Origin of the sequence: Nitrospirillum iridis, assembly GCF_014205765.1 — a bacterium.
In the GTDB taxonomy this organism is placed as follows: Bacteria; Pseudomonadota; Alphaproteobacteria; order Azospirillales; family Azospirillaceae; genus Nitrospirillum; species Nitrospirillum iridis.
Map to the genome: position 1 here is coordinate 25,117 of NZ_JACIIZ010000014.1, position 14,202 is coordinate 39,318.

10 protein-coding genes are annotated in these 14,202 nt (G+C 68.4%); 4 read left to right on the forward strand and 6 right to left on the reverse strand.

Features of this window, described 5'->3' with window-relative positions; genetic code table 11:
- Positions 1-165 precede the first annotated feature (165 nt).
- The 3 genes from FHS74_RS21970 to FHS74_RS21980 form a co-directional block, all read right to left on the reverse strand.
- The gene (locus FHS74_RS21970; RefSeq protein ID WP_184805273.1) at positions 166-531 is read right to left on the reverse strand and encodes a hypothetical protein; all 366 of its coding nucleotides are present in this window, start codon (positions 529-531) and stop codon (positions 166-168) included.
- A 371-nt stretch (positions 532-902) separates the two neighbouring features.
- Positions 903-1,970: a Leu/Phe/Val dehydrogenase gene (locus tag FHS74_RS21975; protein ID WP_184805275.1), complete on the reverse strand. Its 1,068-nt coding sequence runs from the start codon at positions 1,968-1,970 to the stop codon at positions 903-905.
- Positions 1,971-2,251: 281 nt separating this feature from the next.
- Positions 2,252-3,151, reverse strand: a complete 900-nt coding sequence (locus FHS74_RS21980; RefSeq protein WP_184805278.1) for a peptidoglycan-binding domain-containing protein — start codon at positions 3,149-3,151, stop codon at positions 2,252-2,254.
- Between the two features lie 325 nt (positions 3,152-3,476).
- Here FHS74_RS21980 and FHS74_RS21985 point away from each other — a divergent pair, with 325 nt between their 5' ends.
- Positions 3,477-3,869 (forward strand): Hpt domain-containing protein, encoded by a 393-nt coding sequence (locus FHS74_RS21985; RefSeq protein WP_184805281.1) that lies wholly within the window; start codon positions 3,477-3,479, stop codon positions 3,867-3,869.
- A gap of 100 nt (positions 3,870-3,969) precedes the next feature.
- Here the strand turns inward: FHS74_RS21985 and FHS74_RS21990 are convergent, their stop codons facing one another.
- Together FHS74_RS21990 and putA are read right to left on the reverse strand one after the other, a co-directional pair.
- Positions 3,970-4,695, reverse strand: a complete 726-nt coding sequence (locus FHS74_RS21990) for a response regulator transcription factor (protein WP_184805283.1) — start codon at positions 4,693-4,695, stop codon at positions 3,970-3,972.
- 292 nt (positions 4,696-4,987) lie between these two features.
- Positions 4,988-8,146: a bifunctional proline dehydrogenase/L-glutamate gamma-semialdehyde dehydrogenase PutA gene (gene putA / locus FHS74_RS21995; RefSeq protein WP_184805286.1), complete on the reverse strand. Its 3,159-nt coding sequence runs from the start codon at positions 8,144-8,146 to the stop codon at positions 4,988-4,990.
- 129 nt (positions 8,147-8,275) lie between these two features.
- Here putA and FHS74_RS22000 point away from each other — a divergent pair, with 129 nt between their 5' ends.
- Positions 8,276-8,761, forward strand: coding sequence for an Lrp/AsnC ligand binding domain-containing protein (locus FHS74_RS22000; RefSeq protein WP_184805290.1), 486 nt, complete (start codon positions 8,276-8,278; stop codon positions 8,759-8,761).
- Between the two features lie 202 nt (positions 8,762-8,963).
- Complete coding sequence (locus tag FHS74_RS22005; RefSeq protein ID WP_184805293.1) at positions 8,964-11,567, forward strand: TonB-dependent receptor; 2,604 nt, start codon at positions 8,964-8,966, stop codon at positions 11,565-11,567.
- A 44-nt stretch (positions 11,568-11,611) separates the two neighbouring features.
- On the opposite strand, the gene FHS74_RS22010 is transcribed toward FHS74_RS22005, so the two are convergent.
- The gene (locus FHS74_RS22010; RefSeq protein ID WP_184805297.1) at positions 11,612-12,892 is read right to left on the reverse strand and encodes a BaiN/RdsA family NAD(P)/FAD-dependent oxidoreductase; all 1,281 of its coding nucleotides are present in this window, start codon (positions 12,890-12,892) and stop codon (positions 11,612-11,614) included.
- Between the two features lie 205 nt (positions 12,893-13,097).
- Here FHS74_RS22010 and FHS74_RS22015 point away from each other — a divergent pair, with 205 nt between their 5' ends.
- Positions 13,098-14,171 carry a homocysteine S-methyltransferase family protein gene (locus tag FHS74_RS22015; protein WP_184805299.1) on the forward strand — a complete coding sequence of 358 codons (1,074 nt, stop codon included), beginning with the start codon at positions 13,098-13,100 and terminating at the stop codon, positions 14,169-14,171.
- The last annotated feature ends 31 nt before the right edge of the window (positions 14,172-14,202 follow it).

A 14,202-nucleotide genomic window follows, 5' to 3' on the forward strand; every position in this document is an offset into this window, starting at 1 on the left:
CCGGTTAAATTACCACTGGTCGGGAATTGGACCCTGAAGCGCGCGCCCTCTCCCCCGACAGGATGGGCTAGGGAGTGCCGGAATTGTATGCGCAAGTCAACAGCGCCGCGACCCAGCCATGATCAGGGCGCGTGACAGATTGTGACGCCGGGGCGTCACGCCCGGTCATCGGGTGCGGACGGTGGATTTGCGCTTGGCCACAACCACCTCCTGCTCCCCCAGCCAAATGACCAGGGTGGCGGCGCCGGAAATGACCTGCAGCACCTTCTCCGCCTTGGCCGGCAGACGGATCTTCCGCGCCATGCAGTAGTTGACCAGGGCCGCCGCCACTTCCATCTCGGCGAAGCTGGCCTCGTGCATCTTGCCGTAGTCGTCCTCGATCGGCAGTTGGACGATGATGGGCGGCCCCTCGACGATGATCGGATCCTTGACCGTGCCCACGGGCAGCGGGCGGTTGAGCCGGCCCGTGAACTCCACGATCGCCGTCATCAGCTCCCGCTCGGTGAAGCTGATCGCGCGCAGCTCCTGCATGCCCCGTCCCCTCGACTACGCCGCCCGCCTGGCGGTCGGGCGCATCATATAGGCCGGGCCAAGGCCAAGTCACCCCACCGTAAGGATCATGCCGCACGCATTCACAACGAATAGGGCCAGCGGCATGAGGTTTTGACTCATGCCGCTGTAGCCCGCGACTGCGGGCGCCGGAGATTTGCGGGGAGCTGAAGGCGGACTGGAAATCGAGGATCAGCCAAGCCGCCGGATGGCGGCGCCCGGCGTTTGAGGGGGCATTTGACCGGCCACGATCAAATGCCGATGGTATAAGGCCAGCGCCGCCCCAAAGGGCACGCCGGCCTTGCCCGTCACACGGGTCAATCAGGACCGTAGCCAGGACCGCAAGCGAAGCCTCAGGCCACCCTGGCCATGCCGACGGCCCGTCCGCCCGCCAGACGCTCCCGCGCCATCTGGTCGGCCACCTCGTTGGTGGGGCGGTCCTCAGCGTCGGCGCGACGGAAGATATCCGTCAAGGTGCCGCCTATGGCCTCCACCTTCGCCAGGATGGCGTCCTTGCTGTAGGCGCCGCCGACCTCGCCCGCGACGTTGATGATGCCGCCCCCGTTGATGACATAGTCGGGAGCGTACAGCACACCCAGGGCGCGCAGTTGCCGGCCCACGGCGTCCACCGCCAGCTGGTTGTTGGCGCCGCCGGCCACCACCTTGGCCTTCAGTTGGGCCAGGGACTGGTCGTTCAGGACGCCGCCCAGGGCGCAGGGGGCGAAGACGTCCACATCCTGGGCATGGATCAGGGCCGGGTCCACAGCGGTGGCGCCGAACCGGTCGACCATGCGGGCCACCTGGTCGGCGAAGATATCGCTGACGGTCAGGATGGCGCCATCGTCGGCCAGACGCTGGCACAGGTGGCTGCCGACGTTGCCCAGGCCCTGGACGGCGACGCGCACGCCCTTCAGGCTGTCGGTGCCCAGGCGATGCCGCACCGCCGCCTTGATGCCCAGATAGACACCATAGGCGGTGAAGGGCGACGGGTCGCCGCTGGCGGCGGCACCATGGTTCAAGCCGGCGACATGCTTGGTCTCCCGCCCCATGACCTGGACATCGGCCACGGTGATGCCGACGTCCTCGGCGGCGATGTAGCGCCCACCCAGGCTTTCCACCATGCGGCCGAAGGCGCGGAACAGCCCCTCCGACTTGGCGGTCTTGGGATCGCCGATCAGCACCGACTTGCCCCCGCCCAGCGGCAAGCCCGCCATGACGTTCTTGTAGCTCATGCCCCGCGACAGGCGCAGCACATCCTTGACCGCGTCCGCCTCGGTGGCATACGGCCACATGCGGCAGCCGCCGCAGGCGGGCCCCATCGTGGTGTCGTGGACGGCGATGATGGCCTTCAGGCCACTCTCCGGGTCACGGCCGAACAGGACCAGCTCGTGATTGTCGAAATCCGGAGCGTCGAACAGCATGGGGGCACTCTCCTGCCTGGGGCCCCCGCGCCTTCCAAAGACGCGCCGGGCCAGCGATCCAGCCCTTCTCCACAAGCGATGGGGGCGGAACTGTCTGCGGGACGCAGCTTAGGGGCGCGTCCCGGCCCGGTCGATTTCGTTGTTTTATTGCGCGGCGCAGCTTTGGCGAACCCAGGACACCCCGACGCGTAATGTCCTGTCGCACGATGTCCCGTCGCACGCGGGGCCGCGTACCGAAGGGCGGCGACGGCGGGGCGCCGCGCCGTTGGGGGGCCCCTGTTTCAGCGGCCCACGCGCAGTCCCGGCGAACGGGTGGAACGGGCGGGCTCCCCCAGGCGGGGCATGACCCGGCCATCGGGCAGGCGCGCGTCCTCCCCCCCCAGGGACGGTTCGCGGCGGGCGTCCGCCGGACGGCCCCGCTTGGGCGCCTTGCGGCTGGGCCGGCGGCCACTCCACCACCAGATGCCGCCCATCATCAGCAGCAGGGCGGCGATGAAGCCCATCAGGGCGTTGCGCGCCCAGTCGGGCGCGGTGATTTCCATCGGCGCGGCGGGCGTGTCGCCGGTGGATTGGGTTTCAACCGCGATGCGGCCGGCACCGGTGGTGCCCTCGCCGGAATCCTGGCGGGGGGCCGCCGGGGCGGCGGCACCGCCGGGACGCTGCGTCACCGAGGGCGGCGGCAGGTCGGCCGATCCACCCGTGGGCGCGACCGGCGCGGATGCCGCGCCGGGGGTGCGCGATACGGACAGCACGGTGCTCTCCTCCCCTTGGGCACCCTTCTCCACCCCGACGGCGGCGCGGGCGGCCTTGGGCTGCACATCCTCCTCCCGCAGGCGCGGTTGCGAGGCCCGGGCGCGGCTGCCGGGATCGGCGAGGTTGCCCACCGTCTTGTCCACGGGGCGGCCTTCCATCATGTGGGCGATGGTGTCCTGGTCCAGCTTGCCGGTAACCTTCAGGCCCTCCGCCTTCTGGTATTGCCGCAGCGCCGCGACGGTGGGAGGGTCCATGCGGGAGCTGGCGCGCCCCTCATAGAGTTCCTTTTCCTTCAAGATGTTCTGCGCCCACTGGATGGTCGCGCTGTTGGGCTCGCCATCGGCGGCGTGCACCGGGGCGGCGCCCGCCGCGGTCAGCATCACCGCCGCGACGGCGCAGGCGAAGAGGGGCCGACGGACGTTGAACATCACAAAGCTATCCTTTTTCCAGATCATACCCAACCGGACAAGGCCCCGGGGAAGGCGCGCATGGCGACCGTTTCCGCGAGGGCGGTCCAGGGTCAGCGTGGTACAAATCACGCCGCTTTGCCATGCGCAATTTAGCCGCCGGCCCCCGTGCATGCTGCATTGCGACACAAAAAGGGGGTATCTCTTCGGGCGACGTCAGGGGACCATACGCACAACCGTCCCAAAATCGCCCGGCATTGTGGAAAAATAAGGGCGCCGGGTGGATTTCGCCATCCGACGGCACGACCAAGAACACGGCACACCAGATGACAACGGAAGCACGCCCATGACCGCCCACCCTGAGGCCGACAGCTGGCAACCCGACACGACGCCCGTCCTGGACCGCGGCGCGCTGACCAGCCACATCAACGACCTGGGCGTGGAGCTGGTACGCCAGATCGCGGAGAAGTATCTGGATGACGCCCCGTCCAGCGTGGCGGCGGTGCGCGCCGCGCTGGACGCGCAGGACCTGCCCCTGCTGCAGCGGCTTATCCACCGCCTGGGCGGCGGCGCCCAGACCGTGGGACTGGAGGCGCTGTCCCAACAGGCCCGGAAGGCGGAACACGCCTTGCGCGCGGGCCGGGATGACGAGGGCAAGCTGGAAGCGGCGCGGCTGCTGGCCCGGGTCGATGGCGACCTAGCCGCCCTGGAGGAATTCCGCGCCAGCCTCAAGGGCTGAAAATACGCCCTACCCAGGCCGGCCCAAACGCGCACGGGCCCGATCCGGCTGGATCGGGCCCGTGGGGTTCATGGCGTCGCCCGGGTGGGGCGTGGGACCTTTACGAGGGTCCGGTGACGTCGGCCCCCAGGCGATAGCCCAGGCCCTTTTCCGTCAGGATCAGGCGCGGCTGGACACCACCGTCATTCATCTTGCGGCGCAGACGGCTGACCAGCACGTCGATGGTGCGGTCACTGGGGTTGCGGTCGGTGCCGCTGACCGCGTCGATCAGCTGGTCGCGGGTGACCACCCGCCCGCCGGAGCGGACCAGCAGAGCCAGCAGCTCGAACTCACCGCGCGTCACCCGCACCTCCACGCCCTGCGTGTCGATCAGGCGGCGGCGCGCCAGATCGATGGTCCAACCCCCGAAGCGCCGCACCGTGCCTTCCGCCCGGCGCATCTTGCTGGGATGGGTCCGGCGCAGCAGGTTGCGCGCCCGGGCCAGCAATTCGCGCGGGTTCGGCGGCTTGGTCACATAGTCATCGCCACCGGTTTCCAAACCGAAGACGCGGTCGTCCTCATTGGCCCGGCGGGTGACGATGATGATGCCGACATTGGAGATCTCGCGGATATCGCGGGCGATGGAAAAGCCATCCTCATCCGGCAGCTCGATATCGAGCAGCACCAGATCGGGCGGCTGCCGGACGATGGCTTCCCGCGTCTGCTTGCCGTTGGACGCCTCCGCGATCATGAAGCCGGCCTGATGAAAATACCCCGCCAGCAAGGCCCTGGTCGCCGGCTCGTCCTCAACGATCAGGACCAGCGGCGCTTCCACACTCTCCGTCATGACTCTTCCAACCCCCCTGCCGGCCATTGCCCCAAATGCACCGCCGGACGTTGGCGACAGAATGTCCTTCACGGCCCGACAACGCAAGTCCCTGACGGACCAGGGCCAACACACCCCACCCATAGGGGGAAAGGCCAGGATGGACTCGGGGTGACTTCCCCCAAAAGAAGAGGGGCGGGCCCCCGTGGCCCGTCGCCACAAGGTCCCGCCCCTTTCCGAACCCAACTGCCTGAGGGTCATACTCCCCCCGAGTCTTGGAGCCGCCCGGGGTGGATCGATAGTCGCCTCGGGCTTAGCCCCCCAGGCCCAACAGATCGGCGTTGCCGCCGAAGGCGGTGATGTTGACGGTCAGCGTCTTCTCGGTGGCGAAGCGCAGCAGGTAGTGCGGACCACCGGCCTTGGGGCCCGTGCCGGACAGGCCGTGGCCGCCGAAGGGCTGCACGCCCACAACCGCCCCCACCATGTTGCGGTTGATGTAGGTGTTGCCGCAGTTCAGACGCTGGAAGATCTCCTGCGCCCTGCCCTCAAGGCGGCTGTGGACGCCCAAGGTCAGGCCATAGCCGGTGGCGTCGATGTCGGCCAGCACTTGGTCCAGGCTGTCGGCCTTCCAGCGCACGATGTGCAGGATGGGGCCGAACACCTCGCGCGGCAGGCGCTTCAGGCTGTCGATCTCATAGAGGCGGGGGCCGAAGAAGGTGCCGTTGGCGTGGGTCCCGTCCGTGGGGCAGGCGTGGACCAGCTTGGCCTCGCGGTCCATGCGCTCGGCATGGGCGACCAGGATCTTCCGCGCGTCCTCGTCGATGATGGGGCCGACATCGGTCGCCAGATCCAGCGGATCGCCCAGGGTGATCAGCTGCATGGCGCCCTTCAGCAGGTGAGCCAGCTGGTCGGCCACGTCATCCTGCGCGAACAGCACCCGCATGGCGGAGCAGCGCTGGCCCGCCGACTGGAAAGCGGAGGTGACGCAATCGTCCACCACCTGCTCCAGCAGGGCGGTGCTGTCGACGATCATGGCGTTCTGGCCGCCGGTCTCGGCGATCAGCGGGACGATGGCGCCGTCGCGGGCGGCCAGCGCCCGGTTGATCAGACGCGCGGTCTCGGTGGATCCGGTGAAGGCCACGCCGCCGATGCGGGCGTCGGCCACCAGGGCCGCCCCCACCGTCTCTCCATCGCCGGGCAGCAGGTGCAGGATGTCGCCCGGTACGCCAGCGCGATGGAACAGGCGCACGGCGCGGGCGCCGACCAGGGTGGTCTGCTCGGCCGGCTTGGCCACCACGGCATTGCCGGCGGCCAGCGCCGCGGCCACCTGGCCGGTGAAGATGGCCAGGGGGAAGTTCCACGGGCTGATGCAGACGAAGGTGCCGCGGCCGTGCAGCGACAGCTCGTTGCTTTCGCCCGTCGGGCCCGGCAGGCGGGTAGGCGCACCGAACTGGGCGCGGGCCAGGCCGGCGTAATAGCGGCAGAAGTCCACCGCCTCACGCACCTCGGCCACGGCATCGCCCCAGGTCTTGCCCGCCTCGCGGATCAGCAGGCCCATCAGGGCCGGGGTGTCGGCCTCCAGCGCGTCGCCCATCGCGTCCAGGATGCGGGCGCGGCCCTCGCCACCCAGGGCGTCCCAGGCGGGCTGCGCCTTGGCGGCCAGCGCCAGGGCGCGGTCGATATGGGCCGGCGTGGCATCGGCGGTGGTGCCCACCTGGCGGGTGCGGTCGGAGGGGTCCAGCACCGGGCGGACCTTCTGCCCGGCCTGATCGGCACCGCCGACGATGGGGCAGGATATCCAGCTCTGGGCCAGGGCGGCGTCGATGCCAGCGCGCAAGCTGCGCACCGTGGCCTCGTCCGTCAGGTCGACACCGCGGGAGTTGGTGCGGTCGTCACCATAGAGCTTGTCGGGGGTGGGGATACCGGCATGGCGCAGCACAGGCAAAGCCTCCAGAAGGGCGATCGGGTCGGCAACCACCTGGCCCACGGGGATGTCCGGGTCCATGTAGGCGTTGACGAAGTTGCTGTTGGCGCCGTTCTCCAGCAGACGGCGGACGAGATAGGGCAGCAGGTCCTCATGCGTGCCGACCGGCGCATAGATGCGCACGCGCGGCACGTTCTTCAGACGGTCACGGGCGGCGGCGTAGAGCAGGTCGCCCATGCCGTGCAAGCGCTGGAACTCCAAATCGCGGTTGTCGCCCGCCAGGTGCAGGATGGCGGCAATGGTGTAGGCGTTGTGGGTGGCGAACTGCGGATAGATGGCGTCCTTGGCCGCCAGCATCCGCCGCGCGCACACCAGGTAGCTGAGGTCCGTCGCCGCCTTCTTGGTGTAGACGGGATAGTCGGCGTGGCCCTGGGTCTGGGAGAACTTGATCTCCGTATCCCAGTAGGCGCCCTTGACCAGGCGCACCATCAGCCGGCGCCCGGCGGAGCGGGCCAGCGCCGCCAGCCAGTCGACCAGATGCACGGTGCGCTTCTGATAAGCCTGGATGGCCAGGCCCAGGCCGTTCCAGCCGGCCAGGTCCGGGTCCCGCGCCAGGCCTTCCAGCAGGTCCAGCGAGATGTCCAGGCGGTCGGCCTCCTCGGCATCGATGGTCAGGTTGATGTCCCAGCGCTTGGCGGCCAGGGACAGGTCCTTCACCCGGGGCAGCAGCTGGGCCATGACGTCGGCGCGCTTGGCGAAAACATAGCGCGGGTGCAGGGCCGACAGCTTGATGGACACGCCGGGCGCGGCATAAGGCCCACGGCCGCCGGCGGCCTTGCCCACCGTGTCGATGGCGTTGAGGTAGGAGGCCTGGTAGCGATCCGCCTGTTCCCAGGTGCGGGCACCCTCGCCCAGCATGTCATAGGAATGGACGGTGCCCTCGGGCTTCGCCTTCCGCGCCTCGCCCACCGCCTCGGCGATGGTGCGGCCCATGACGAAATGTTCGCCCATGACGCGCATGGCCTTCATCATGGCGGCGCGGATGACGGGCTCGCCAGAGCGCTGAATGAGGCGGCGCAACAGGCCGGGGGCGTCGCCCTGCTTGCTCGTGTCGACCTCCACGACCCGGCCGGTCAGCATCAGGCCCCAGGCGGCGGCGTTGACGAAGGCGCTGTCGGACTGGCCCAGATGCTGGTCCCACTGGCCCTTGGTGATCTTTTCCGCGATCAGCCGGTCGGCCGTGGCCGGATCGGCGATGCGCAGCAGGCATTCGGCGATGCACATGAGGGCGATGCCCTCCTGGTTGGACAGGCCGAATTCCTGCATGAAGGCGTCCAGGGGACCCAGCTCGGACCGGCGGGCGCGGGCCGCCTCCACCACCCCGACCGCCCGGGCGTCGATGGCCCGGCGCTCCTCCGCCGTCAGGCCGTGGGCGGCCAGCAGGCCCCGCACCGCCATATCCTCATCCAGGTGCTTGGCCCGGCGCAGGGCGGCGCGCGGGCCGTCGAGATCGGGGAACGCGGGAGACGGGGCGGTCGCCTGGGACATGATGCTGCCTAGCGCTGGGGTGGGCGGTTGATGTCGCGGATTATGGCGACATCACCGGCATATTTCCCGCCGATTTGCGCCTTTTTTCAGTATATCATCTGGTGTTGACGCCCTTCGGACGATGAAAATATGACCCGCCAAACCGCCGACCAGTTGGACCGCATCGACCTGAACATCCTGCGCATCCTGCAAGAGGATGGGCGCCTGTCGAACGTGGAGCTGTCACGCCGCGTGAACCTGTCCCCCACGCCCTGCCTGGAGCGGGTGCGGCGCCTGGAACGCGACGGCTATATCCAGGGCTACGCGGCGCGGCTGGACCCGGAACGGCTGGGCCGCAGCCTCATGGCCTTCATCGAGGTGCGGCTGGACCGCACCAGCCCCGACGTCTTCCAACTGTTCGCCGACGCCGTGGCGCGCATGGACGAGATCCAGGAATGCCACATGGTGGCCGGGGGCTTCGACTACCTGATCAAAGTACGGGTGGCCGACATGGCGGCCTACCGCGCCTTCCTGGGCGACAAGCTGTCCAGCATCCAGGGCGTGGCCCAGACCCACACCTATATGGTGATGGAGGAGGTGAAATCGACGGCGGCCATACCGGTGCCGGTGCGGTAGGTCCATTTTGGCCCTTTTAGACCCGGGACGCACCAGGGAGCCGCACCGCCGCCCCAGGTGACCGGCGCCAGGGCGGCATTGCCGGATCGGCACATAACTGCGAAGGTCGCAATTATTTAATCATTTTTAAATAATAACTGTGCCGGGGATTGCTATCAGCTCACCGCATCGCACCCCCTCCTCGCCACAGGATAAATTGACGATGTTCCGGAGCATTTTGCTGCGCCGCACTGCCGTGCCACTGGTCCTTTGCCTCGTGCCGCTTATTGGCCGCGCGAATGAGGCTCCGTCATCGGAGCCGATCCAGGAAGTGATCGTCACCGGCTATGGCCATAGCCTGCAAACGGCCAGTGAGGTGAAGCGCCAGGCCGAACAGGTGGTCGATTCGGTCTCGGCCGAGGACATCGGCAAGTTCCCCAACCAGAACGTGGCGGAGGCGCTGCAACTGGTCACCGGCATCACCATGACCCGCAGCCGCAGCGAGGGCCTGGACATCGCCGTCCGGGGCTTCGCGTCCAACTTCCAGACCACGCAGCTGAACGGCCGCAGCATCGCGGTGAACGAGAACGTGGAAAACGGCGGCGTGAACGGCCGGCAGTTCCGCTATGACGTCCTGCCGTCCGAGCTGGTATCGCGCATCGACGTCCAAAAGTCGCCCACCGCCGACATGAACGAGGGCGCCATCGGCGGCAACATCAACGTCCTGACCTTCCATCCCTTCGACCTGGGAACCACCGCCAGCGTCAACGCCCAGGGCAGCTATTCCGACCTGCGTGACCGGGTCGACCCGTCCGTGTCCGGCATCGCCTCGTGGGTGAACGCCAACCGGGATCTGGGCGTGTTGCTGGCCGCCTCCTACATGGAGCGGTCGGTGCGACAGGACCGCGAATACAGCACGGGCTGGCAGATCACCAAGGCCTGGGATCCCTATTTCGGCGGCGACACCTGGACCCCCACCCGCATCCGCCCCACCATCGAGCAGGAGGATCGCCGCCGCTACACGGTGGACGGCGCCGTGCAGTGGCAGCCCAACGAGCATTGGGAAACCAATGTCGACCTGCTGTTTTCCCGCCTGAAGGACAATTACGACGAATACGGCATCGACTTTTATCCGGGCGACAGCGCAGTGAAGCCGGCGGCCGGCACCTTCACCGTCAGTGACGGCACCATGGTGCGCGGCACCTTGAACAACGTCTTCACCATGGCCTCCCGCGAGACCTCCGGCCAGCGCCACGACCTGTTCGTCGCCGGCCTGAACCAGAAGTGGACCGACGGCCCCTGGACCGTGGACGGCGACTTCTCCTATTCCTCCGCCCACAGCGTCACCGACGACCCCATCCACCGCACCCGTCTGCAGACCTACCTGCCGCTGACGATGGATTTCACCCGGGGGTATGAGGCCGCCTATGACCTGATCACCCCGGTCAACCTCAACAGCCCCGGCAGCTATGTCGGCCGCCGCCTGGAATACCGGGATGAGGACAGCAAGGACTACGATTGGGGCGGACGGCTGGACATCACCCGGGACCTGAACATCGGCCCCCTGTCCAGCCTGGTGCTGGGCGGTGAATACCGGGAGCGGGAGCGCGACTATTTCCGCCGCGACCTGGTGAGCGAAGCGGGGGTCAAGGGTGTGGCCGGCGGGGCCTTCCCCTCCTCGCTGTTCCAGTCCTTCCCCTATTCCGACTTCATGAGCGGCTTCAGCGGCAATTTCCCGCGCACCTGGCTGGTGCCGAACGGTCGCGCCTTCTTCGCCAACTACTTCGACAATTCGCTGCTGAACGCGCCGTTGACCGCCGCCGACCTCGCCAACGGCTTCAAGGTGACGGAGGAGACGACGGCGGGCTACGGCCGCCTGAACATGAAAGCCGACTTGGCCGGCATTCCGCTCAGCGGCAACGCCGGCCTGCGGGTGGTGGACACCAAGCAGGTTTCCAGCGGCTACGCCACCAACGGCGTCACCGCGACGCCCGTGCGCTACGAGAAGAACTACACCGACCTGCTGCCCAGCATGAACCTGAAGGCCGACCTGACCGACGATCTGGTCTCGCGCTTCAGCGTGGCCCGGGTGCTGACCCGGCCGAACCTGGGCGACATCGCGCCCCGTCTCAGCATTTCCAACGACGCGCCGACAGGCAGCGGCGGCAACCCCAACCTGTCCCCCTATATGGCGACCCAGTATGACGCCACGCTGGAATGGTACTTCCGCAAGGACGCGTCGCTGACCGGCGGCGTGTTCTATAAGCAGCTGGACAGCTACATCACCGCCAAGAACACCCAGATCAACATTCCCGGGCGCGGCGATATCCGCATCACCACCCTGGCCAACGGCGGCAACGCGGAGGTCCGGGGGTTCGAGCTCGCCTACCAGCAGGTCATGACCTTCCTGCCCGCCCCCTTCGACGGGCTGGGGCTGCAGGCGAATTTCACCCACGCCGACGTCACCACCCTGTTCGTCACCGGCACCCGCACCGTCCGGGACCAGCTGCCCGGCCTGTCCAACAACAGCTACAATCTGGTGGGCTTCTACGACTACGGCCCGTTCGGCGCCCGGCTCAGCTATTCGTGGCGTAGCGCCTATATGAGCGGGTTCGGCAACGAGGTCAGCTCGGACACCAATGTTGACGCCTACGGCACGCTGGACGCCAGCCTCAGCTACGCCGTGACGGACAACATCACGTTGACCCTGGAAGGCACCAACCTGCTGGGTGCCGCCCTGTACAACTACGGCAACACCCCCACCCAGGCGCGCGAAATCTACTACTACGGCCGGCGCTACACCGCCGGGGTGCGCGCCAAGTTCTGAGTCCCCCCGTCAGGCCGGCCCGCATGTCGGGGCCGGCCTGACGCCTATCCCAAGAAAGTGGCGACGCCCTCCGCCGCCGCCAGCGCCCCGCTGAAGCAGGCCTGCAGCAGATAGCCGCCGGTGGGCGCCTCCCAATCCAGCATCTCGCCCACGGCGAAGACGCCCGGCAGGCGGCGCAGCATCAGGTGCTCATCCAGTTCGGTGAGCGTGATGCCGCCGGCGGTGGAGATGGCGCGGTCCAGGGGACGGATGGCGGACAGGGTGATGGGCAGGGCCTTGAGGCGGGCGGCCAGCGCCGCAGGCGTTGCCAAGTCGGCGGGCGTGGCACCTTCGCGCAGCAGGGCGGGAATGACACCCTCCAGGCCCAGGGCCTTGCGCAGGCGGTTCTTCAGGCTCTCGGACGGCGGCGCCTTGGCCAGACGCGCCATAAGGGCGCCCAGGTCCAGGTCGGGCTTCAGATCGATATGCAGGACCGCCTGGCCGTCGCGGGCGATGGCCTCGCGCACGGCGGCACCCAGGGCGTAGAGGGCGCCGCCCTCCAGGCCGGTGCGGGTCACCACCGCCTCCCCCCGGCTGGTCTGGCCGGCGAAGGACAGGGCGATGCGCTTCAGCGGCTGGCCCTCCGCCCGCTCAACGAAGGTGGGGGACCAGGCGACGTCGAAGCCAGCGTTGGCGGCGCGGAACGGCGCCAGGTCCACGCCCTTCGCCGCCAGCAGGGGCGCCCAGCCGCCGTCGGAGCCCAGGCGCGGCCAGCTGGCGCCGCCCAGGGCCAGCAGGGTGGCGTCGGCCGCCACCGCCAGCGGGACCCCTGACCTTCCAAAGGCCGGCGTCTCGAAGGTCAGGGCGCCGTTGGCGTCCCACCCGGTCCAGCGATGGCGGGCCTTTAGCGTCACGCCCAGGCCGTCCAGGCGGCGCAGCCAGGCGCGCAGCAGGGGGGAGGCCTTGAGCCCCACGGGGAAGACCCGGCCGCTGCTGCCCACGAAGGTCTCGATGCCCAGACCATGGACCCAGGCGCGCAAATCGGCGGGGGTGAAGCGGTCGAGCCAGGGCTTCACCACCGGGGCGGCCCCGCCATAGCGGGTGATGAAGCGGTCCAGCGGTTCGGAATGGGTGATGTTGAGGCCACCGCGCCCGGCCATCAAGAACTTGCGCGCCGGTGACGGCATGGCGTCGTAGACCGTGACGGCGATGCCCCGGGCGGCTAGCGCCTCGGCCGCCATCAGGCCGGCGGGCCCCGCGCCAATGATGGCTACCGTCGGGCACTGCCCGATGACGGCCCCCGTCGGGCCCTGCCGCCCCTCCTGCTCCGCCGCCTGCGGCACCATCTGTCCCCCTCGACACAATCCGTCGCCGCTTCTAGGCATGGGGCGGCGGTGGCGTCAATCCGCGCCACTCGGAAAGGCGGGCGGCGGGCGCGCCCAGCGCATCACATAAAGACATCTTTATGTTTGCATCTGTATCCCCACATGACTAGGGTGACGCACGTTTCCTTCCAAAGTGCCGGCGCGGTGGCCGGCGGAGCACGCGATCATGGCCCTGACCCGTTCCGAACGCTTGGCCCTTCTGCCCGAGCTGCTGAAACAGCGCATCCTGGTGCTGGACGGCGCCATGGGCACCATGATCCAGGGCTACAAGCTGGACGAGGCGGGCTATCGCGGCGACCGGTTCAAGGATTGGCACCGCGACGTGCGCGGCAACAACGACCTGCTGAATCTGACGCAGCCGCAGATCGTGCGGGAAATCCACCAGCAGTATTTCGACGCCGGCGCCGACATCGTCGAGACCAACACCTTCAACTCCACCAGCATCAGCCTGGCCGACTACGGCATGGAGGATCTGGCCTATGAGTTCAACAAGGCCGGCGCCGCCCTGGCCCGCCAGGCGGGCGACGCGGCGGAAGATGCCGATCCGTCCAAGCCGCGCTACGTCGCCGGCGCCATCGGCCCCACCAACCGCACCGCCTCCATCAGCCCGGTGGTCACCGACCCCGGCTTCCGCAATGTCGACTTCGATGAATTGCGCCTGGCCTACCGCACCCAGACGGAAGGCCTGATCGACGGCGGGGTGGACATGCTGCTGGTCGAGACCATCTTCGACACCCTGAACGCCAAGGCCGCCCTGTTCGCCGTGGAAGAGGTGCTGGAGGAAAAGGGCCTGGAACTGCCGGTCATGATCTCCGGCACCATCACCGACCGCTCCGGCCGCACCCTGTCCGGCCAGACGACGGAAGCCTTCTGGAACAGCCTGCGCCATGTGAAGCCGCTGACCATCGGCCTGAACTGCGCCCTGGGCGCCGACCTGATGCGCCCCTATGCGCAGGAGTTGAGCCGGGTGGCCGACACCTTCGTCAGCGCCCATCCCAATGCCGGCCTGCCCAATGAATTCGGCGGCTATGACGAGTCACCGGACCAAATGGCCGAGCAGTTGCGCCACTGGGCCGGCGACGGCCTGGTCAACATCCTGGGTGGCTGCTGCGGCACCTCCCCCGCCCACATCCGCGCCATCGCGGCGGCGGTGAAGGGCATCACCCCGCGCCGCCCGGCCGAGCGCCCCGCCCGCATGCGCCTGGCGGGGCTGGAGCCGTTCGAGATGCCGGCCTTCTGACCAACCCCATCATCCGTCTTTTCAGCGCCTT